At 54.3% G+C, this 21198-nt stretch carries 20 protein-coding genes; 10 read left to right on the top strand and 10 right to left on the bottom strand.

Annotated features, from left to right (window positions below):
* Nucleotides 1–109 precede the first annotated feature (109 nt).
* From NXS97_RS03385 to NXS97_RS03375, 3 genes are all read left to right on the top strand, one after another.
* A complete protein-coding gene (locus NXS97_RS03385; protein WP_014593637.1) occupies nt 110–691 on the top strand; it encodes a histidine phosphatase family protein in 582 nt (193 codons plus the stop codon).
* 104 nt (nt 692–795) lie between these two features.
* A complete protein-coding gene (locus NXS97_RS03380) occupies nt 796–1503 on the top strand; it encodes an alpha/beta fold hydrolase (protein WP_015700370.1) in 708 nt (235 codons plus the stop codon).
* Nucleotides 1504–1609: 106 nt separating this feature from the next.
* Nucleotides 1610–2437: an MBL fold metallo-hydrolase gene (locus NXS97_RS03375; protein ID WP_015700369.1), complete on the top strand. Its 828-nt coding sequence runs from the start codon at nt 1610–1612 to the stop codon at nt 2435–2437.
* Nucleotides 2438–2897: 460 nt separating this feature from the next.
* On the opposite strand, the gene NXS97_RS03370 is transcribed toward NXS97_RS03375, so the two are convergent.
* From NXS97_RS03370 to NXS97_RS03350, 5 genes are all read right to left on the bottom strand, one after another.
* The gene (locus NXS97_RS03370; protein ID WP_015700368.1) at nt 2898–3281 is read right to left on the bottom strand and encodes a hypothetical protein; all 384 of its coding nucleotides are present in this window, start codon (nt 3279–3281) and stop codon (nt 2898–2900) included.
* Between the two features lie 662 nt (nt 3282–3943).
* Nucleotides 3944–4447: an Lrp/AsnC family transcriptional regulator gene (locus NXS97_RS03365; protein WP_014605903.1), complete on the bottom strand. Its 504-nt coding sequence runs from the start codon at nt 4445–4447 to the stop codon at nt 3944–3946.
* Between the two features lie 10 nt (nt 4448–4457).
* Nucleotides 4458–5825 (bottom strand): aspartate aminotransferase family protein, encoded by a 1368-nt coding sequence (locus NXS97_RS03360; protein ID WP_078828655.1) that lies wholly within the window; start codon nt 5823–5825, stop codon nt 4458–4460.
* Between the two features lie 14 nt (nt 5826–5839).
* Nucleotides 5840–6886, bottom strand: a complete 1047-nt coding sequence (locus NXS97_RS03355) for a phosphotransferase (protein WP_072136724.1) — start codon at nt 6884–6886, stop codon at nt 5840–5842.
* A 34-nt stretch (nt 6887–6920) separates the two neighbouring features.
* Nucleotides 6921–7586, bottom strand: a complete 666-nt coding sequence (locus NXS97_RS03350) for a haloacid dehalogenase type II (protein ID WP_015700365.1) — start codon at nt 7584–7586, stop codon at nt 6921–6923.
* Nucleotides 7587–7878: 292 nt separating this feature from the next.
* Between NXS97_RS03350 and NXS97_RS03345 the strand changes: the two genes are divergently transcribed.
* Nucleotides 7879–8361 carry a cold-shock protein gene (locus tag NXS97_RS03345; protein ID WP_013025692.1) on the top strand — a complete coding sequence of 161 codons (483 nt, stop codon included), beginning with the start codon at nt 7879–7881 and terminating at the stop codon, nt 8359–8361.
* Nucleotides 8362–8753: 392 nt separating this feature from the next.
* Complete coding sequence (locus tag NXS97_RS03340) at nt 8754–9293, top strand: DUF2058 domain-containing protein (protein ID WP_014593642.1); 540 nt, start codon at nt 8754–8756, stop codon at nt 9291–9293.
* An 88-nt stretch (nt 9294–9381) separates the two neighbouring features.
* On the opposite strand, the gene NXS97_RS03335 is transcribed toward NXS97_RS03340, so the two are convergent.
* Nucleotides 9382–9972 (bottom strand): ABATE domain-containing protein, encoded by a 591-nt coding sequence (locus NXS97_RS03335; RefSeq protein ID WP_015700364.1) that lies wholly within the window; start codon nt 9970–9972, stop codon nt 9382–9384.
* 97 nt (nt 9973–10069) lie between these two features.
* Here NXS97_RS03335 and NXS97_RS03330 point away from each other — a divergent pair, with 97 nt between their 5' ends.
* Entirely contained in the window at nt 10070–11005 is a 936-nt protein-coding gene (locus NXS97_RS03330; protein WP_015700363.1) for an alpha/beta fold hydrolase, read from the top strand.
* Between the two features lie 101 nt (nt 11006–11106).
* Here NXS97_RS03330 and NXS97_RS03325 read toward each other — a convergent pair whose 3' ends face one another.
* Nucleotides 11107–11805 (bottom strand): RluA family pseudouridine synthase, encoded by a 699-nt coding sequence (locus tag NXS97_RS03325; RefSeq protein WP_116219714.1) that lies wholly within the window; start codon nt 11803–11805, stop codon nt 11107–11109.
* A 142-nt stretch (nt 11806–11947) separates the two neighbouring features.
* On the bottom strand, nt 11948–12898 hold the full coding sequence (locus NXS97_RS03320; RefSeq protein WP_041455901.1) for a LysR family transcriptional regulator: 951 nt from the start codon (nt 12896–12898) through the stop codon (nt 11948–11950).
* Nucleotides 12899–12991: 93 nt separating this feature from the next.
* Between NXS97_RS03320 and NXS97_RS03315 the strand changes: the two genes are divergently transcribed.
* Both NXS97_RS03315 and NXS97_RS03310 read left to right on the top strand, forming a co-directional pair.
* The gene (locus tag NXS97_RS03315; RefSeq protein WP_015700360.1) at nt 12992–13714 is read left to right on the top strand and encodes an SDR family NAD(P)-dependent oxidoreductase; all 723 of its coding nucleotides are present in this window, start codon (nt 12992–12994) and stop codon (nt 13712–13714) included.
* A 210-nt stretch (nt 13715–13924) separates the two neighbouring features.
* Complete coding sequence (locus NXS97_RS03310) at nt 13925–14662, top strand: hypothetical protein (RefSeq protein ID WP_078828660.1); 738 nt, start codon at nt 13925–13927, stop codon at nt 14660–14662.
* A 331-nt stretch (nt 14663–14993) separates the two neighbouring features.
* Here the strand turns inward: NXS97_RS03310 and araA are convergent, their stop codons facing one another.
* Together araA and NXS97_RS03300 are read right to left on the bottom strand one after the other, a co-directional pair.
* Nucleotides 14994–16484, bottom strand: a complete 1491-nt coding sequence (araA, locus tag NXS97_RS03305) for an L-arabinose isomerase (RefSeq protein ID WP_014593649.1) — start codon at nt 16482–16484, stop codon at nt 14994–14996.
* Between the two features lie 11 nt (nt 16485–16495).
* Nucleotides 16496–18181, bottom strand: a complete 1686-nt coding sequence (locus NXS97_RS03300) for a ribulokinase (RefSeq protein WP_116219715.1) — start codon at nt 18179–18181, stop codon at nt 16496–16498.
* 365 nt (nt 18182–18546) lie between these two features.
* Between NXS97_RS03300 and NXS97_RS03295 the strand changes: the two genes are divergently transcribed.
* Nucleotides 18547–19530, top strand: coding sequence for an arabinose ABC transporter substrate-binding protein (locus NXS97_RS03295; protein ID WP_013025702.1), 984 nt, complete (start codon nt 18547–18549; stop codon nt 19528–19530).
* A 143-nt stretch (nt 19531–19673) separates the two neighbouring features.
* The gene (gene araG / locus NXS97_RS03290; RefSeq protein WP_013025703.1) at nt 19674–21194 is read left to right on the top strand and encodes an L-arabinose ABC transporter ATP-binding protein AraG; all 1521 of its coding nucleotides are present in this window, start codon (nt 19674–19676) and stop codon (nt 21192–21194) included.
* The last annotated feature ends 4 nt before the right edge of the window (nt 21195–21198 follow it).

The raw sequence follows: 21198 nt of genomic DNA, 5'->3' as shown, positions 1-21198 counted from the left end.
CTTGTGCAGCCAGTCAGCGGATTCATTCGTTCATCGACCGTTTATCTGTTGTTAGTGAACTGCTCTGAAATCAGGCCCTTGCTGGCGAATTTATGACTCACAGGACGTCATGATGAAGAAATTTTTGGCATTAATGTTTGCGTGTACTGCCCTTGTCCCCTTGAGTGCTGAGGCCGACAGTACCTATGTTTTTTTTCGTCATGGCGAAAAACCCGACAACGCAAGTGGTCAACTGACCTGCAAAGGTCTTAATCGGGCCTTGAAACTTCCTGCAGTGTTGCTGAGCCGCTATGGAAACCCGGATGCGCTTTACGCCTCTGCACCGAAAGAGGATAAAACAGGGAGTTCGCTGCGGCCACTCTCCACGCTGATCCCTCTGGCGGTGCAGGTTTCCAGGCCTGTAATACTGCGCTTTCACGCGGATAAACCCCGTAAACTGGTCTCTGACCTTCTCAATGAGAAACGCGTTCCGCTGACCATGATCGCCTGGGAGCATAAAAATCTGGTCATTGCTGCCCGGACACTTGTTGAAAAAACGGGCGGAGATGCGGGGCTTGTACCTGACTGGCCGTCAGCGGATTTTGATTCAATTTATGTGGTAAAAATTGACGATCGCCAGCACTTCAAATCATTTACTCAGGATGCAGAGGGGCTCAATGACGTTTCATCCCAATGTCCTGACCAGTCATAATTCACGAAGCCGGGGTTTACTGTGTGGCAGAACGGCATCCAACGCGTAAAGGTGGCGATAGCCTGTTATTATTTTTGACAATCGGTTAAGCGGGATGCGTTTTGATGGACAAAAGTGATCTCACGGAAACGTCTCGGATCAAACATGGGGAAGAGGCGTTTGACGTCACCTTATTGCAGGTTAAGGGGGCGACGCGCTGTATCCTTTTTGCTGCGGGGCTGGGCGGCAGTCCGCTGCGCCATCTTGAACTTCTCCAGACCTTTGCCCGCCATGGCGTTTCCGTTGTCGCGCCACACTTTGAACGGTTGACCTCACCCGTGCCCACCAGAGCTGAATTACTGGAACGCTGCCAGCGGCTTGCGCGGGCTCAGAATGAATTTTGTAGCGGTTATGCGTCGGTTACCGGTGTTGGCCACTCCCTGGGTAGCGTGATTTTATTGCTTAATGCCGGGGCTGTAGCGATGACAAGCACAGGGGAATCGGTTGTTTTCGCCGGAGACCGGATGTTGCATCGACTTATTTTACTGGCACCGCCCGCCGATTTTTTCCAGGCTCCGTCTGCGCTGGCAGCGGTGAACGTACCTGTTCACATCTGGGCAGGTGAAAAGGACAGCCTGACGCCCCCGTCCCAGGCCTGCTTTCTTAAACAGGCACTGGAGGGTTACACGCAGACTTATCTCTGTGTGATGGCAGAGGCCGGGCATTTTACCTTCATGAATACCTTGCCTCCGCAGGTAACCGATTCACATCCGTCGCGAGAGGCCTTTCTTTTAGATTTGGGCGAAAACATAGCCCGGCTGGTGACTGATTAGCACAGAGGGCGGGGCGATGAGATTTTTGCAGGGATAACCTCTTCCAGCTGATACGATTCAATCATACTCATCAAAAGCATCATTTCATCCTGTCTTAGGGGCTACTGTGAAACAGAAATCGAACTATCGCGTGGGTGACTGTGACGTCTTCAAGGTTTCTGAACTTGAGGCGTCATTATCTGTGAGCATGCTATATCCAGACCAGCAGCTGGACGGCCTTTCTCCTGAAAATATCGCGCTTTCGGTGCATAGCTGGATTGTCCGGACGCCGGATAACGTCATTGTCATTGATACAGCGAGTGGTAATGGACGTGAGCGCCCCGGCTCTCCGCTTTCCCACCAACTGGATACGCCTTATGAACAACGTTTTCGCGAGACAGGCATTGATCCCGATGAGGTGGACATCGTTTTGCTCACCCATCTGCATGGCGACCATGTTGGCTGGAATACCCATCAGGTTGAAGGCAAGTGGACGCCATTTTTCAAAAATGCGCGCTATCACTGTTCCGCTATTGGCCTGAAAAGCTGGCAAAACGATCCGGCAAGAAAAACGGTTTTAGAAGACAGCTTTAACCCGCTGATCGATGCCGGGTTACTTGAGACGTTCGATGTGAGTCAAACGCCGCATTTCGCAGAAGTGTTACGCGTTGTCCCGACGCCAGGGCACAGCCACGATCATGCGTCGATTATCCTGCACAGTGCGGGGGAATATGCCTTATTCAGCGGTGACCTGATGCATAACGAGCTTCAGGTCAGGCAGCCTCATCTGGCCTCACGCTTTTGTGCCAACGCAGAGCAGGCTGAAGTTCAACGCCGCTGGGCGATGGAATGGGCTGTCGAGAATCAGGCGCTATGGTTCAGCGCTCACTTTGCCCGAAGTTCCGCCGGTCATATCAATAAAACGGCAAACGGCTTTGAATGGCGTTTTGTCTGAGCCGGTTGGGTTATCTCACGTTGTCATCCTTGCCTGACCTCAGTGCGCCCCGTGTTGAATGGCGGTGCCGGGGCAGGCGGCATCAATCTAGGATTTCCCCACGTTGCACGCGTCCCCGCGACGTTTGCGCGCAACGGAGAAACGGTTCGCATGGATGCGCCCGGACGCCTGACTGTTTATTGGGGTTAACGGTGTATCTGGTGCAAGCGATCTGACCCTAAAAGGTCAGGGCGTGACCGCGACGTTCGAAAACGGGCTGCAGCCTCACGTTAAGACAGGCGAACTCATGCCGCTGCCTGACGCGTGGTGGGCCTTTTTTGCAGGCTCCTGGTGCTATTTTCCCCACCGGTTAATGTCTGCGCCGTTGCGCGCAGTTATTGATTGTCTTAAAAAGGATTGCAAGGCTTCTGCGGATTCCGGCATGCGCTTAGGTTTCGCGTCGGTGACGGGTAGGCGAGCGCTAAGGTGCAGCAAGGTTGTCGCAGTCCGACTGTTTTCGGCACATCGTAAAACGGCGACAAAAAGAGGCCGCAACAGCGGGCATTAAATCGTTTTTCCAGGCAATATCCAGGTCACCGACATTGTCACATGTCACACCTGCCGACACATCGCGGCAGCTGTGACGTTCGGCGGTCGTCATCGCACTTTGTAAACCGGTACTCAGATGGGATTGATAGTCATCAAGCGCATCACGAATGTCAGCCGGTGCGAGCCATTCAAGATGTTTAGCTGGGCACTGGCGAGCGAGTTCAGCCTGATAGATCTGCCAGACATTGGCAACGGGGGGCGCTGCCAGCGCAGCGGTTGTTCCTGCAAACAACAAGACAGCCATCTGATATCGCATGATCATTTTCACCGCTCAAAGCCTTAACGTTCGGCCTGGTTTATTGCGGATAATACCGCTGCATCAGGCTCATCCCTAAAGTCACCCTCAGCTACGGTCGAAAAGCCGGGGTTAACAGGGTGCAGAAAGCCGATCAGCGCCTTTACGTCAGTCTCTGCTGCGCTGAGCGTAAAGGGCACTATAGCACTGCACTCCCTCTTCCAACAGGGCCTCTTATCTGCCAAAAACGGCGTAGAAACCGGGCTCGGTGATCCCGTTGGCGATGCTGGCCTTAAGCCTCGTGAGACGGTGTGATGCATGGCGTGCAGCCAGAAAAGATGCGTTGCAGGGTGGTCCGTTTGGATGCTTCAGGGCGCCGTACGGCAATGTCTTTGATCGCATTACCACATGGACAGGTCGCAACGCCGTTCTGCTGCTGGCGCGCTGTTTCGCAGTGCCTGGCAGTCGGCTTACACCAGGGGCACGTGGACAAACAGGATGTTTTCAAAGCCGGACCGGGAAGTGGGAACAACCGTCCAGTACAGTCGGCACCCCTCACAGAAATGTCAGCCCCTGATGAGGGGCAAATCGCGCTTTTGGTCTGAACTCGGGTCTTATCGACAGGCGGGTAACGGTCAGGCGCATTTCCTGTGATTTGACGTGCCGTCAGCCTCCATAAGTCCCTACGACCAGCTTGCCTGCCCGGTTGCAATCTCGCTCAGTGGCTCTTCGCGCCACTGCCAGGGTTGCCGAAGAACGACCCGGCTGGCGAATTTGGCAATACCGATCTCATCGTCCAGCAAACGATCCATCAGGTCCTGAAACCTGTGAAGATTCGGGGCGATGATTTTCAACAGATAGTCATAGCCTCCGCTGATGTTGTAGCACTCTACAATCTCCCGGTACTTACAGGCGCCGGATTCGAATTTGATAAAATCGGACGGGTAATGACTGTTCAGGGTGATTTCGGAGAACACAACCAGGTTATTACCCAGTTTATTCAGCGTAACCCTGGCGGCGTAACCCGAAATAATTCCGCTCTGCTCCAGGCGTCGGGTGCGCGCCAGGCAGGGACTGGGGCTGAGGCTGATCGCCTCAGCCAGTTCCACTATCGAACACCGCCCCTCGCGCTGAAGATGCTCAAGTATTCTGATATCGGTACGATCGAGGGGTTTAGTGTGCGTCATGGTCAGGTGATTACCTCAGAACAGACTGGGAAGCCCTGGCGGCCGTCGCTTCTGTCAGCGACTGATCGAGGACATCGATTATCATTCCCGCCTGATCTGCCGTCAAGACCAGCGGTGGGCGAATTTTCAGCACGTTGTGGCCCATTGCGCATGCGCTCAGCAGCACGCCTTTTTGACGCATTCTGTTCACCACCTGACTGGTCAGCCAGCGATCCGGGGTGCGCGACAGACGATCGGAAACCAGTTCCACGCCAACGAAGAGGCCGGCACCGCGAACATCACCGATCGCCTCATGCTTTTTACCCAGCGCGGTTATGCCATCAAGCAGCTGTTTGCCTACATCGCGCGCATGGGCAACCAGGCCATCCCTTTCAATGGTTTTCAGAACGGCCAGTGCGGCTGCGCAGGAAACGGTATTGCCCGCAAAAGTATTGAAATACCGTGAGCGTTGACCAAACTCCGCAAGCACGTCAGCGGTGGCCAGCAGGCCGGCAATCGGCTGACCGTTGCCCATCGGCTTGCCCAGCGTCACCATGTCCGGAATAACGCCGTGGCGCTGGAAGCCCCACATTGTCTCGCCTGTGCGCCCAAAGCCGGGCTGAACTTCATCGGCAATAAACACGCCACCGGCCCGCTTGATGGCTTCAACTGCACCTTTCATAAAGCCCACCGGACCAGGCAAGATGCCATCGCTGGTGAACAAGGAATCGACGATCAGCGCGGCGGGTTTGATGCCGTGACGCTGCAGGTCGGCGATTGCGTTTTCCACGTCGCGCGTGAAGCGCTCGCTAAGATCGGCTCCCTCAGCATGATAAAGCCGTGGGGCAGGAATCAGGCGCACATGGGCGCCAAGATCCACCGACGTGCCTAAAGAGGGCGAAAACTGAGACACCGCGTCCGTGATGCCGTGATAGGCCGTCTCGGTCACAATAATGCCGGTGCCCCCGGTACGAACTTTGGCAATACGGTAAGCCAGGTCATTGGCCTCACTGCCTGTGCAGGTCAGCATCAGATGCGCAAGCGCGGTTTCCGGCACGGTGGCCAGCAGGCGTTCGGCCAGTTCCAGAATGGTGTCGTGCAGGTAGCGGGTATTTGTTGCCAGCGTCTGAACCTGCTGACAGATGGCCTCGGTGACGGCAGGATGGCAGTGCCCAAGCGAGGTGACATTATTATAAATATCCAGATAGCGACGGCCCTCAGGATCGAAGAGCCACACGCCTTCACCGCGTACGATATGTAAGGGATGCTCGTACATCAGGCGATAGGCCGGGCCGAGCAGCGCATCGCGCCGTTGAATCATCGCGGCGGTGACCGGTCCCACGTCGACCTGGCCGGGGATATAGGCGTTTACCATATTGAGATCTGTCGTGCTTTTCATACAATTCTCCGGTTTCAGAGTTCAGCCAGCAGTCGGTCACGTGCCGTATCGCGAGACAGATCCGCCATTAAAGACAGCGCCTCCCACGCGGCTGGATTGTGCCGCATGATATAGGCGCGATTGTGTGGATAGCGAACCGCGCGCCACTCGGTAATCAAAACGGTAATCAGATGACGGGTCGCCATCAGATCGGTCACGACCGCCTGCTCCAGATCGGTAAGCGGGAGCGTCTGGTGGTAGGCGCCGACAAACTGGGCGGCGCCGGCAAAAGGATCGACGCTGCCTGTCATCTGAAAGGCCGCCGCGGTTGCGACTTCGCCGACCAGGGGGGCATAAAGCATGTCGCCAAAATCGATAATGCCCGTAATATGATCCTGCGCCTCTGGCGCAACCATCACGTTGTAGAGATGGAAGTCGTTATGGATAACCTGCGCCCTCAGCGCCGGAAGGCGCGGCAGGATATGGGTGATAAAACGCGTCATAAATTTTTCAGCCAGCCTGCGACGGGTGGGATCCACGAGGTCTTCCAGCTTATCCATCAGGCGATGCGCGGCTGAAACGTTCCAGAGAAGATCGTGGCTGGCAGCGGGATGGCTGAATGCCTGTAAAGCCAGGTCAAGCCGGGCCAGACAGGTGCCCATCGCGCAACGCTGTGCTGGGGTTCTCTCCGTATCCTTAACCTGTATACCGTCTAAATAGGTCAGCATTCTGACGGTCGTTATTTCTCCTCCGTCAAGAGTGACGTTGTCACGCAGGGAGCCCTCTAGCGTTCGCACGACGCGCGGCGTGGACAGCCCGGGCGCAGCCTCGGCGATGTGATTAAGCGCGGCAATCTGAAAATCCACGATGGACAGCGCTTCAGAGGGATTACTGATCTTTAACACATAGCGCGTGCCGTCGGCCTGCTCGATGCAACAGTTCTGATCGCGCTCACTGGCCAGCGGCAGGACGGTGCCCTCAATGCCATATTTTTCAGACACTAAAGATTGGATAGCCGGCAGCGAAAGCGCTGGCGCAGCTGTGCTGAGTGCGACCGCCTTGGGCCTCTGTTCATCAGGCATCATATTTCCTCGTTTCTCCGCACCCAGAGACGCATTAAAGACCAAGCAGGCCGGCAAGCTGGCGGAAGTCGGTGAGCCGATCAACGCCATAACCTTCTAAGGCGGGTTCATGCCCACGATCGATAAACGCTTTGGCCATAAAGCCAAGGTCGGATGCCGTCATCAGGTCATAACGGAAGCTGGAGGAGCAGTGCATCATCTGCTCGGGTCCGCAGCCCAACTGGTCAAACATGTATTCGAAAATCTGTGCACGCGGCTTATAAGCCTGAGCCGCTTCAGCGGTGTACACCGCATGAAAAGGCGCTTTAAGATGGGCGACGCTGTGGGGAATAAGATCCACCATCGAATTCGACAAAATCACTAACGGAATATGTTGAGAGATCAATTCCAGCGTTTCCACAACGTGAGGATGTGGCTGCCAGGTCGGCACCGCCTTATAGAGAGTGAGTGCATCAGAATCGCGGTACTCCACATCATGCGCTTTACAGGCCCGCTGAATAGCGTTTTCAACGACCTGAAAAAACGGCTTCCAGTCACCCAGCACTTCATCAAGCCGGTAGAAACGGAAGCTGTCCAGAAACGCAGGCATTCGCTGTTCTGCAATCCGGTCGGCAAAAAGCCCCTTAGCGGTCGGCCCCATTTCAAAGTTTATGAGCGTTCCGTAGCAGTCGAAGCTGATAAATTTTGGCTGATAAATCATGCGATTAACCTCTTTAATTTGTTTTAAAGAAGTATATCGCTGTGAATGAACAGATAATTTCTTATTGACCCGGTAACGGAGTGGTTTTTGCTCAATTCACAGTGGGGGGCGGCATTATTCATCTGCCGCCAGCCACGCCCTCATGGTCTTCCCGACCTCTCTGCCCGAAAAGCTTAGGTGCAGAGCAGAAATTTATCGGCCACACTTAGCCCAAAGACGTAGTTTGCACCCGCATTGTGTTTTACACTGCGCGCTGAAAAAATTGAGTAGATAAACGATTAGGTAGGCGGTAATGGCGATGAATGGAACAATCACAACCTGGTTTCAGGATAAAGGCTTTGGCTTTATCAAAGATGAAAACGGTGATAACCGGTATTTTCACGTGATTAAGGTCGCCAACCCTGATCTGATTAAGAAAGATGCGGCGGTGACGTTTGAACCCACCACCAACAATAAAGGGCTGTCGGCCTTTGCGGTGAAAGTCCTGCCCGAAAGCAAATACATTTTTATCGCGGGTGAGCGAATCAAGCTCACTGCCATCAAGTCTTATGTGGTCTTCAGCGAGGAAGTGCCTGCCAGCAGCCGTATCGATAAAGAAAATACGGTGCTGTCTGTGGGCATCTTAATGAACAATATCAAACCTAAATCCGCAGCCCAGGCCGATGAGATGCGTACGTTGAAAAAACTGGCCATCACCACCTTTCAGGGCGCAACCTTAATCTTCTCTGAAGATGAGATAGACATTGATGCCACGGTAAAAATGCTCAAGGTCTGACATCATCAGACCTGTCTGCCAGTGCTCGCCAGACAGGGCGCTGGCGGCGTTTATGCCTTCTTTTTATCTCTCTTCGCGCCTTCCCGCCTGTGACTAACAGGTTTGTTATATTCCAGTGCGCGTCTTGATGAGCTTACAGACTTCCTTCAACGTCGTCTCTGTTGCGCATAGCCGATTGCGTTAGCGAACCACCGGCTCCCTCTCAGCCAACATCTGCAGGACGCTAACCCGGGGATGAACGGTTGACGGATACCGGACCCGACGTGGGGAACCTCACGACTTCGCGCATACAACGTCCGCTCGAGTCTTAAGCGCGCACCATATCAGCGTCTGCAATCTGCTATCGCCTCAGGTATAATCCCGCCCATTCCTCATCAGATTCAGAGAACAAGATGGCAAAACTCACCTTACAAGAGCAGCTGTTAAAAGCAGGATTAGTCACCAGTAAGAAAATGGACAAGGTCCAGAGAACGGCCAAAAAATCGCGTGTTCAGGCCCGCGAGGCGCGCGAAGCTGTAGAAGAGAACAAAAAAGCCCAGCAAGAGCGTGACAAGCAGCTCAATGAACAACAACGGCAGGCTGTGCTTTCAAAAGAGTACAAGGCGCAGGTGAAGCAGCTGATTGACATGAACAAAATCGACATTTCCCGAGGTGATATCGGTTTTAACTTCACAGATAACAACCTGATTAAAAAAATCATGGTGGATAAGCCCACCCAGGCACAACTTATCAATGGCCGTCTGGCGATCGCACGTTTGCAGGTGGATAACAGTGAAGAGAGCCATTACGCCATTATTCCCGCGAGCGTTGCTGATAAAATTGCCCAACGTGATGCCAACAGTATTGTCTTAAACAGTGCGCTGAGTCAGGAAGCCCAGGATGAAGACGATCCCTATGCCGATTTCAAAGTACCCGATGATCTGATGTGGTAATGATTGCAATCAGGCGGGATAACCGCTGAGCCTTGCTGCAAAGTGCTGCGCACTTTCGCCGCAGGGCTCGTGCCGTTTGCAGCCATAATCAAACCTGATCCGATCGCTTTCGGGATCGAAACGCCGCGACTTTCATGCGATTGCCACAGGTCGCCATGCTACACCAGCGGCGGCGGTGCGATTTACTGAGGTCATGGAAAAGCAGGATACAGTCATGTGCTTCACACTGGCGCACGTACGTAAAGCTGTCACTGACAACAAGCTCGACCAGTGCGTTGACCACCGGCCAAAGCAGGATGGCTATGCTTATCTCCTCGTGGCTAACCGCGATCTGGTATCGCTGCGCGTCATCATCCCACGCCAGTCGCTTCGTCGGGCGCCCGTCCTTATAGAGCCTGTTAAGAACAGTCAGATCCGCAGATAAGCCATTCATCGCAGCATCGACAAGTGCACGTGCACTGTCGCGCAGCGCCCGCGCTTCATGTAACAGCCCATCAGGTGCCTGCAAAGGCGCGCCATCCGGCAAGGTCCCTGCCATCTCCAGCCAGAGCATCACGCGTCGATCGTCGCTGAAACAGTCATGTCGCTGCTCGTCCACGCCGTATTCACTATTGATAAAGTCCAGTGCGAGGTTATCCGCCAGGAAAAGGAAGTCGTGGGTGTTGAGATCGGGATTCATAGCTGCCTGTAACTGTTAAAAATATATTTGACAGGTTAGCAAATAAGATCGTAACCTTCAAATAACAACTTTAACGGTTACATCATAAGGAAACATCATGGCGGTTTCAAAATCCATTACGACGACAGACAGTTTGCGTACGCAAGACGTTAACGATGCACAGCAACGGGATGGCGTAAAATACCGCTACGAACAGGTTGGCGACGTCAATGTGTTTTACCGCGAAGCGGGCGATCCCAACAGGCCGACAATACTGCTGTTACATGGCTTTGCGGGATCCTCATTTATGTTCAGAGACCTGATCCCGCATCTTGCCGGGCACTACCACGTGATTGCACCCGACCTGCCTGCGTTTGGCTTCACGGAATCTCCGGCACGAGGCGAATACGTTTACGCCTTCAGCCAGCTGGCAATCACTATTGAACAGTTAACGCAACAGCTTAAGCTGGAGCGCTATGCGCTGATGGTTCATGACTATGGCGCCCCCGTCGGCTGGCGGCTTGCCGTCAGTCATCCGGAACGGATTACGGCCATTATTTCTCAAAACGGTAACGCCTATGAGGAAGGACTGGGTGAGGGCTGGAAACCGATCCAGCGCTACTGGCAGGAGCCCAGCCAGGAAAACCGTGACGCGCTACGAGACTTCCCAACGCCAGCTTCGATCAAATGGCAATATCTTGAGGGCGTGCCCGATAAAAGTCGTGTCTCACCCGATGGTTACACGCTTGAGGGTTTGCACATTCTTCGGCCGGGTAACGCGGAGATTCAACTCGATTTGCTGCTGGATTACGCATCAAACGTGGCGCTGTATCCGGCGTTTCAGAACTACTTCCGTCAGTTTCAGCCCCCCTTGCTGGCGGTGTGGGGGAAAAACGATCCTTTCTTCCTGCCGGCTGGTGCCGAGGCGTGGAAACGGGATCTGCCCGATGCGGAGATTCGCTTCTATGATACCGGACACTTTGCGCTGGAAACGCACGGCCTGGCGATCGCTGCGGCTATTACCGACTTTCTGAACAACCTGCACCTTAAGTAAACTGGTGCCGTGAGCCGTGACAAGAAGAGGCGTTTGCGGGCTGGAGCGGCCCGGCACAACAATGTCAGCCGTGTTCCTGGCGCCCATGTGAAGGCGTTGCGTTAAAACGGGCTGGGGCTGACGATGTGAAAGGGCTCACCGGTAACGGGATGAATTAACTGCAGTTCACTGGCATGAAGCATTAACCTTGGCGTCTGTTCCGTGCCCGGCAGCAAAAGCCCCCCGTAGAGGTCACAACCTAAAATCGGATGGCCCAGCAGTTGGCAGTGAATACGTAACTGATGAGTGCGACCGGTTTCTGGGATCAGCGTCACGCGCGTCAGGGGAATCACACTGGCGTCATCCCGTTTAGGGTTAAAACGCTCAACAACCCGATAACGGGAACGGGCAGGCTTGCCCCATTCGGCGCAAATAGACATCCGTGGAAACCGGGCTGGGTCTTTCGCGATGGGAGCATCAATGATGCCTTCTTCATCCGGTAAATGTCCGCACAGTAGGGCGCTGTAGTGCTTAGCCACCGTGCGCGCGCTGAATTGCTGGCTGAGCGCCGCGTTAATGGTTTTGTTACGCGCCACAACCATCAACCCGGAGGTGCCAAAATCCAGCCGGTGCACCAGTGTGCAGCCGGGGAAGATCGTCACCAGGCGATAGTGTACCGAGTCCAGGTTTTGGGGGTTTTTGCCTGACAGGCTCAACAGCCCACTGGGCTTGTCGATCAGCACCAGATGGTCGTCCTGATAGAGAATGCGTATCTCCTCATGGCACGGCGGGGCAATAAAAGTATCAACGATCGTAGACATCAGTGGGCCTGGGGGGGGAACAGGCGCTGATGATAACGAATTTTCACCCCCCAGGCGAACGGGGCGCTATAAGCGTCAGCCCGGAAAGGAAAAAAGTCTGATACTGGCTTGCAAGATCGCGAGTCTCTGTGTCGACCCGGTATCACATCGCGCTATTCATCTGGTTTTTACCCTGCTCCCGGCGGCAAACGGCGACGATCGTATCACGAAGCCAGCGGTGCACCGGGTCCGCGTGCAGTCTTGGATGCCAGATAGCCAGCACTTTTATCACCGGTGTAGCTACCGGCAGGTCGAAATGCACCAGGTCGGCGCGCCGATTGGGCCCGACCAGCGCGGATGAGGGTACCAGCCCAATGAGGTCTGTCTGACAAACAATATTGATGGCGCTGCTGTAAGTCGGAACGGACATCAGAATGTCCCGGCGCAGTTGAAGCGCATCAAGCGCGGCGTCAACAGGCCCAGAGCGGGCATTATTTCTGGACATGACGATATGCGAAAAGCTGGCATAGCGCTCTGCCGTCACGCCTGGGTTATCCAGCAGCGGATGATCGCGTCGGCAGATGCCCACAAAGTGGTCGCTGAATAGCAGCCTGGTCTTGAGTTCCGGCGCATCCGTACCCAGCACGCCAATTTCAAGATCAATCTTGCCTTCACGCAACGCATGCGGCGCTTTATCTGATTTATTGACGAAAATGAGTCGTAGCCTGGGCGCGGTCTGGCGAAGCTCGTTAAGCAGCGCAGCGGCGGTTAAATCGATAAATCCTTCATTCGCCCGTATAACGATGCTGCGCGCGGTTGTAGAAAGATCGAGGCGTTTATCTGCGGGGCGCAGCAGGGCGAACGCGTCCATAGTCGTCTCATGGACGCGCGTGGCCAGTTCAGTGGCATAGGGCGTTGGAACCATATTATGCCCGGCCTGAACCAGTAGCGGATCGCCGGTCGCCAGGCGTAAGCGGCCTAGCGTGCGGCTCATGGCTGAGGTACTGAGCCCCAACCGTTTCGCTGCGCGTGTCACGCTGCACTCTGTCAGCAAAGCATCCAGCGCAGTGAGTAAATTCAGATCAATATCAGGCATAAAGTCAGACCCTTGCATCAGACGCAATCTATTATTGCATCCTGTGCGTCTGGCTCAACTGTTCTTTGCGCATTAAAGTCGTTATTTCCGCAACCAGCAGGAGTAACTCTTATGACGCTTCATTCATCTCAGGCCGACAAGCCCAAAATGTTATTAATAGGTGCCTCACGAGGTATCGGGTTGGCCATGACCAGTGAGCTGCTCAGCCGCGGCTGGGAAGTGACGGCAACGGTGCGTAACAGCCATCCCGAGGCTATGCAGGATTTGTCTGCACGTTATCCGCATGCACTTACCATTGAACAACTGGACATCAACGATACCGATCAAATTTCTCAGCTTAATTCGCGGTTGCAGCATCGTTGCTATGACGCGCTTTTTGTGAATGCCGGAACGGCGAATCCCAACCAGAGTGAGACGATTGGAGAGGTCAGTACCGAAGATTTTATTCACGTCATGGTAACGAATGCGCTTTCGCCAATGCGGGTTGTTGAAACCTGTCAGGATCGGGTCAGAGCCAACGGACTGATTGGCGTCATGTCATCCGGTCAAGGTAGCGTGGGGGATAATGTGAAAGGGGGAAGAGAAGTGTATCGCGGCTCTAAAGCCGCGCTGAATCAATATATGCGAAGCTATGCGGCACGGCAGGCGCGCGCTCATCCGGACCGGGCTTTATTACTGCTGGCACCGGGCTGGATCCGCACGGCTCTGGGCGGTGAAGAGGGGGCCTTTAGCCTTGAGGAAACCCTGCCTGATATCGTGAACGTCATCGAGCACAAGCGGGGCCGACCGGGGCTGGAGTATCTGGATCGCTTTGGCAAGCCGGTGACGTGGTAAACCGCCATTCAGTGATGGAAAGGGTGATATTCAGGCCTCTTCTGTGAGGGCATCCGTGGGCACTGCTGAACCACAGGTGCCCGTCAGCTGCCTGAAGGTTCCCGCGTACCATCATGCTTAACCGACACTAAGCCATGAGTATTCATCAAAAATTAATGAAAAAATCCTAAAGCTTTTTCCCTTTTACCCGTTATAGAAGCTGGAATCCGGTTGGAAATCCTTAAAGAGACAATCGGAAACAAGGGCTTTTTACGTAAAGGGAATGCGATAAATATGAGCAAGTTATTAATAACGGGTACGTTGTCATTAGTCTTTCTGGTGGGATGCGCAGGTAAAAATAATGCTCAGGTCGTTAAGGCCGATAACGGCAGCACGCTGACTGTTGAGACGATTTATGCGCCAGTGGATATGAATAACAATCATTACTCAGACGTAAAACTGCGCGAAGTCACACCGGTGAGTACGGGTGCGGGTGTGGGCATGTCTGTGCTAACGGCAGTGTTAGGTGGGGGAATCAGCACCGGCTCCTTTGACAAAAACAGTTATAAAGGCACCTCTGTTGATGCGCTGCCCGAACCTACGGCGCACTATTTTACCCCAAAAGCCGTAGTGAAAATAAAAAGCTGGCTCGATAAAAATGGCAACGGATATGCTTATACACAGCCGCTGTTCATTGCCGCGGCGCAATGGTCACTGGTTTATAGCGATATGTCGGCCAATAACAGCAACTACGATTTAACCTACCGCGTACTGTTCTATAAACGTCCGGAAGGCGGCAATATTCTCAGCGCCTATGTGGTATCAGAGTGTGCACCGAAACCGGCGACAGCACCGCTCAGTGACTGGAAGGCCAACAATTACGCTAAAGTGACCCAGGAAACGCAAAAGATGATGGATGCCTGTATTCTTGAGCTTGATAATCAACTGCCACGTTTATTGAAAAAATAAATCCAGATCTGCCTGCCGCTGTAACGTGGCAGGCAATGAGTGATCCAGGCCTGTGCCCTTTGTACAAAGAACCTCTTGCCCGTATGTTAATTTCTGCTGCCAGATAACCCTTTTGCATCAGCCTACTGACTGCACAGAAACAGGCTCGAACTGACGCAGAACCTCATAACGAGACAGAGACGAAAGAAGAGCAAAGCCGTGACGCAAGGCATACTGATCCGATTGTATTACCTCGGGTGATTCACGGTTGACCGCCTGAGTTGATAAGGTCGGCGGCAAGCCATAAAAAAACGGGCCAGCAAGCTGGCCCGTTCGCAACGTCTCAGCAATCTTAACGCTTCATATGGTAGTACGCATCGTTCCAGCGCAGGGCATCCTTAAACGCAGGCAACTGGGTATGTTCGTCAATCACCAGCACCTCAATGCCGTGCATCTCACCGTACAGATACATATCATCCAGGCTCAGTGCCTGACTGAACACGGTATGGTGCGCGCCGCCCGCCAGGATCCAGGCTTCAGAGGCCGTTGCCAGCGATGGCTGAGCTTTCCACAGCGCACGGGCCACGGGCAGTTTTGGCAGAGGTTTGGGCTGCTCAATGGCGTCCACTACGTTCACCAGCAGACGGAAGCGGTCACCCATATCGATCACGCTGGCGTTGATGGCACGGCCTGCCGGTGTTGAGAAGATCAGTCGTGCCGGATCGGCTTTGTTGCCAATGCCCAGGAACTGAACGTCAATCAGCGGCTTCTCTTCCAGCGCGATGGACGGGCACACCTCCAGCATATGTGAACCCAGTACTAAATCGTTGCCCGGTGAGAAGTGGTAAGTGTAATCCTCCATAAAGGAGGTTCCGCCGGGACGATCGCCCGCCAGCACTTTGAAAATGCGCAGCAGGGCGGCCGTTTTCCAGTCCCCTTCGCCTGCAAAACCATAGCCCTGGCCCATCAGGCGCTGTACCGCCAGGCCGGGTAGCTGGGTCATGCCATGCAGCGTCTGGAAGTTGGTGGTAAATGCCATACAGCCTTCATCGTCCAGAAAACGCTTCAGGCCCAGCTCAATGCGCGCGGCATCCAGAACGTTTTGCCGCTTTTCACCGCCGACGGCGGCGACATCGGTAAAGCGGTACTGGCTCTCATACTCATCGACCAGTGCATTAACATCGCCATCGCTGACGCCGTTAATCACTTCGACCAAATCGCCCACGCCCCAGCCATTGACGGCATAGCCAAATTTGATTTGTGCCGCGACCTTATCGCCTTCCGTTACGGCCACTTCACGCATGTTATCGCCGAAACGGGCCACTTTCAGGTGCTGACTGGCCTGTTTGGCCAGCGCGGCACGCATCCAGTTGGCCACGCGCTGTTGGCTGTGTTTATCCTGCCAGTGGCCGGTCACCACGCTGTGCTGCAGGCCCATACGTGCGCCGATAAAGCCAAACTCACGACCGCCGTGAGCGGTCTGGTTCAGGTTCATGAAGTCCATGTCCATGCTGTCCCACGGAATTTCGGCATTAAACTGGGTATGAAACTGCAATAACGGTTTCGTTAATACGTTTAAACCGCCGATCCACATTTTGGCCGGCGAAAAAGTATGAAGCCAGGTAATGATGCCCACACAGTTTTGATCGTGACTGGCGTCACGGCACAGCGACAGCGCTTCATCTGGCGATTTCACCAGCGGTTTGAGTGCCAGGCGCACAGGCAATCCCGCCTGATTCAGACCTTCCACCACCTGACGGGCATTCTGCTCAACCTGACGTAACGTTTCCGCTCCGTAGAGGTGCTGTGTACCAATGACAAACCACACGTTGAACTGTTGCATAAACCACTCCTTTACTTAGCGGAAGCGGAACGTGCGGCATAATGAGGTTCTGCCGTCACGCACCATTGTTGATAGCGTTGATAAAGTTCCTGATAGCGCGCGACGCGCTGCGGATCGGGCTGCAGCGTGACGTCAATCGGGCTGGCCATCACGTTCTGTGCCTGCTCGACGTCGCGGTGAACACCGGCGGCCACGGCGGCGAAGATGGCGGCGCCCAGGGCGCAGCATTCATCTGAAGAGACGATATCCAGCGGGCGATTCATCACGTCGCAGCAGGCCTGCATAATGGCGGGAGACTTACGGGCAATGCCGCCCAGGGTCAAAATGTTCTCAACCGGAATATCCTGCTGCTCGAAGCACTCCATGATGGCGCGGGCGCCAAATGCGGTCGCCGCAATCAGGCCGCCAAACAGGGCAGGCGCATCGGTGCCGAGATTAAGATCGGTGATCACACCTTTAAGGCGCTGATTGGCGTTCGGTGTGCGGCGGCCATTGAACCAGTCCAGCACCACCGGCATATGATCCAATTGCGGATTGGCGGCCCAGGCGTCAGTCAGGTTTTTGATCAGCGACTTTTGCATCTCTGCCAGTTGCGGTTTTAGTTCAGGATGGTGCTGCGCCGCCTGCTGTAACGGCCAGCCGAGCAGACGACTGAACCAGGCATAAATATCGCCAAACGCCGACTGTCCGGCTTCCAGACCCATGGCGCCCGGCACCACGCTGCCATCGACCTGTCCGCAAATGCCTTTGATCGCGCGGTCGCCCACCTTCTCAGTATCCGCAATCAAAATGTCGCAGGTGGAGGTGCCAATCACTTTCACCAGCGTGTAGGGCCGTGCGCCTGCGCCCACTGCACCCATATGACAGTCAAAGGCACCGCCTGAAATCGTCACCTGCTGGGATAAGCCCAGGCGCTGTGACCACTCGGGACTCAACGTGCCCACCGGCAAATCCGCGGTCCAGGTGTCTTTAAACAGCGGGGAGTCAAGCTGCTGAGTAAGATGGGGATCGAGCGCATTCAGAAATTCCACATCCGGCAAGCCGTTCCAGTCGCCGTGCCACAGTGCTTTATGACCGGCGGCGCAGCGTCCACGGCGCAGTTTTTCTGGGGCAACGGTATCGCTGAGCAATGCCGGTACCCAGTCGCACAGTTCAACCCAGGAGACTGCGGCCTCGCGCACCGCTGCATCGTGACGCGTCACGTGAAGGATTTTTGCCCAAAACCATTCAGAAGAGTAAATACCGCCAATGTAACGGCTGTAGTCGGTAAAGCGGCCGCTACGGCACAGCTGATTGATCTCTTCGGCTTCTTCAATTGCCGTATGATCTTTCCACAGCACAAACATCGCGTTCGGGTTTTCAGCAAATTCAGGCCGCAGCGCCAGAACCTTGCCGTCACGGTCAACAGGCGCGGGTGTGGAGCCGGTACTGTCAACGCCGATACCGACGACGGCAGCGCGTTGTTCTTCACTCAACGCATTTAACACCTCGAGCATCGCCTGCTCCATGGCATCAATATAGTCTTGTGGATGGTGACGGAAGCGGTTGCTGTGAGGATCGCTGTAAAGGCCTTGCTGCCAGCGTGCATAGTTTGCCACGGCACTTTGCAGCTCCTGACCAGAGTGACAATCCACCACCAGCGCACGCACCGAATCACTACCAAAGTCCAGTCCCAGGGTGATGGCTTCAGTACGCATTTGAATCTCCTGTTATGAATAAACCTCCTTATCCTGTGATGTGTAAGAAATAACGGTTAGTCACGGCTGGCTGAGAATATGCACTTTTCTGCCATCAGCAGTGAAATTGTGATCCATTGCAAAAGTTAAGAGACGGTTAAATTCGCTGAATATATGGATCATTCTGTCGTGATTTTAAGATGTGATACCGCTCTACATTTTTCTTCTCCATTCCCGCTAAAAATAGGCCAACGTTTAAGCAGGCTACCATCGCGGCTCGCGCTAACGTCCTGATTTACTTCTGTACCCCTAAAAGAAAGTTAACTGGTAGCGTTTACACCAATTCGTTTTTAACAGCGATAAAACAACTAGCGCCGGAGAGCATCATGCATAAATTCACTAAAGCGTTGGCAGCCATTGGGCTGGCAGCGGTTATGTCACAATCAGCTATCGCCGAGACCATGAAGCTGGGTTTTCTGGTCAAGCAACCCGAGGAGCCGTGGTTCCAGACGGAATGGAAATTTGCCGATAAGGCCGGAAAAGATCTGGGCTTCGAGGTCATCAAAATTGCCGTTCCGGACGGTGAGAAAACCCTCAATGCGATAGACAGCCTTGCGGCAAGCGGCGCGAAAGGTTTTGTTATCTGTACACCGGATCCCAAGCTGGGCTCGGCCATTATGGCAAAAGCACGGGGCTACGGACTGAAAGTGATTGCGGTGGATGACCAGTTCGTCAACGCCAAAGGCAAACCCATGGATAGCGTGCCGTTAGTAATGATGGCGGCGACCAAGATTGGTGAGCGTCAGGGTCAGGAACTCTATAAAGAAATGCAAAAACGCGGCTGGGACGCAAAAGACACGGCGGTGATGGCGATTACGGCGAACGAGCTGGATACCGCCCGTCGTCGTACCGGGGGTTCGATGGATGCGCTAAAAGCCGCAGGATTCCCGGAAAAACAGATCTACCAGGTGCCGACCAAGTCCAATGATATCCCTGGTGCATTCGATGCGGGTAACTCTCTGCTGGTTCAGCACCCGGAAGTGAAACACTGGTTGATTGTCGGCATGAACGACAACACCGTGCTGGGCGGCGTGCGCGCAACCGAAGGACAGGGCTTTAAAGCCGCTGACGTCATCGGTATCGGTATTAACGGTGTGGATGCGGTGAGTGAACTGTCGAAGGCCAACGCAACCGGCTTCTATGGATCTCTGCTGCCAAGCCCGGATATCCACGGTTATAAGAGCAGCCAGATGCTCTACAACTGGGTGAGCAAAGGTCAGGAACCGCCGAAATTCACTGAAGTCACCGACGTGGTGTTAATCACCCGCGACAACTTTAAAGCCGAGCTGGCGAAGAAAGGGTTGATGTAACAGCAGGCTGCTGAGGCAGCACAGGTAAAGTCATTATCGGGCCACAGAGAAAGCAGGGGTTTTACAGCGTTACCCAATGGGTAACAGGATAAATCCTTAACTGCCGGTGGCCCGAATCATCAACGCCATTTTTTGGAGAAACCATGAACACTGATTCAGCCTTTCTGTCGTTTCATGGCATCAGTAAAACCTTTCCCGGCGTCAAAGCGTTACAGGACATCTCTTTTGAGTGCCACGGTGGTCAGGTGCATGCGCTGATGGGAGAAAACGGTGCCGGTAAATCGACACTGCTTAAAATCCTCAGTGGTAGCTATCTGCCGAGCGGCGGTGAAATTCGTATCAAAGGAAAGCCGGTTAATTTTCAGCACACCACTGACGCGCTGGACGCGGGCGTGGCGATTATCTACCAGGAACTGCATTTAGTCCCCGAAATGAGCGTGGCAGAAAATATTTATCTCGGTCAGTTGCCGCACAAGCGCGGGCTGGTCAACCGAAAACTGCTGCGTTACGAAGCCGGACTGCAACTGAAAAACTTAGGCATGGACGTTGATCCCGACATGCCGCTGAAATACCTGTCTCTGGGGCAATGGCAGATGGTGGAAATTGCCAAAGCGCTGGCGCGCAATGCGCGCATCATCGCGTTTGATGAGCCCACCAGTTCACTGTCTGCACGGGAAATCGATAACCTGTTCCGGGTTATCCGTCAGCTGCGGGCAGAAGGGCGCGTGGTGCTCTACGTTTCGCATCGTATGGAAGAGATCTTTGCCCTCAGCGACGCCATCACCGTTTTTAAAGATGGCCGCTATGTTCGAACCTTTACAGACATGGCCAACACGCATCACGACGATCTGGTTCAGGCGATGGTCGGGCGTAATCTGGGCGACATTTATGGATATTCGCCGCGTGAAAAAGGCGCCGTGCGGCTCGAACTGCAGAATGTGGAAGCGAAGGGCGTCAGAACGCCGATTTCGCTCAATGTGCACGCGGGCGAAATTGTTGGCTTATTTGGCCTGGTTGGCGCAGGGCGCAGCGAGCTGCTGAAAGGGCTGTTTGGCGCAACGCGACTGCGTGGCGGTCAGGTGCTGCTGGATGGCGAACCGCTGAAGCTCAGCGCCCCAATCGATGCTATCCGTGCTGGCGTGATGCTCTGCCCGGAAGATCGCAAAGCCGAAGGCATCATTCCGGTACATTCGGTCCGCGACAATATCAACATCAGCGCCCGTCGCCATAACCTGACCGCCGGATGCCTGATTAAAAACGGCTGGGAAGCCACGAACGCTGACCGTCATATTCGTTCGCTCAACATCAAAACACCGAGTGCCGATCAGCTGATCATGAACCTCTCTGGCGGCAACCAGCAAAAAGCCATTCTGGGGCGCTGGTTGTCAGAGGAGATGAAAGTGATCCTGCTGGATGAGCCCACGCGCGGCATTGACGTTGGGGCCAAGCACGAAATTTATAACCTGATTTATGCGCTGGCAAACAAGGGCATTGCGGTGCTGTTTGCTTCCAGCGATCTTCCGGAAGTGATGGGCCTTGCTGACCGCATTGTGGTCATGCGTGAAGGGGCTATCGCCGGAGAAATACTGCATGACGAGGCTACGGAGCAGCAGACGCTGAGCCTGGCTATGCCTAAAACGACACAAGCGGCCGCCGTGGCCTGACAGG

The organism is Pantoea sp. B623, assembly GCF_024814475.1.
GTDB classification, from domain to species: domain Bacteria; phylum Pseudomonadota; class Gammaproteobacteria; order Enterobacterales; family Enterobacteriaceae; genus Pantoea; species Pantoea ananatis.
The sequence above is the reverse complement of the archived record's forward strand: the minus strand, read 5'-3'. Positions and strand labels throughout refer to the sequence as shown.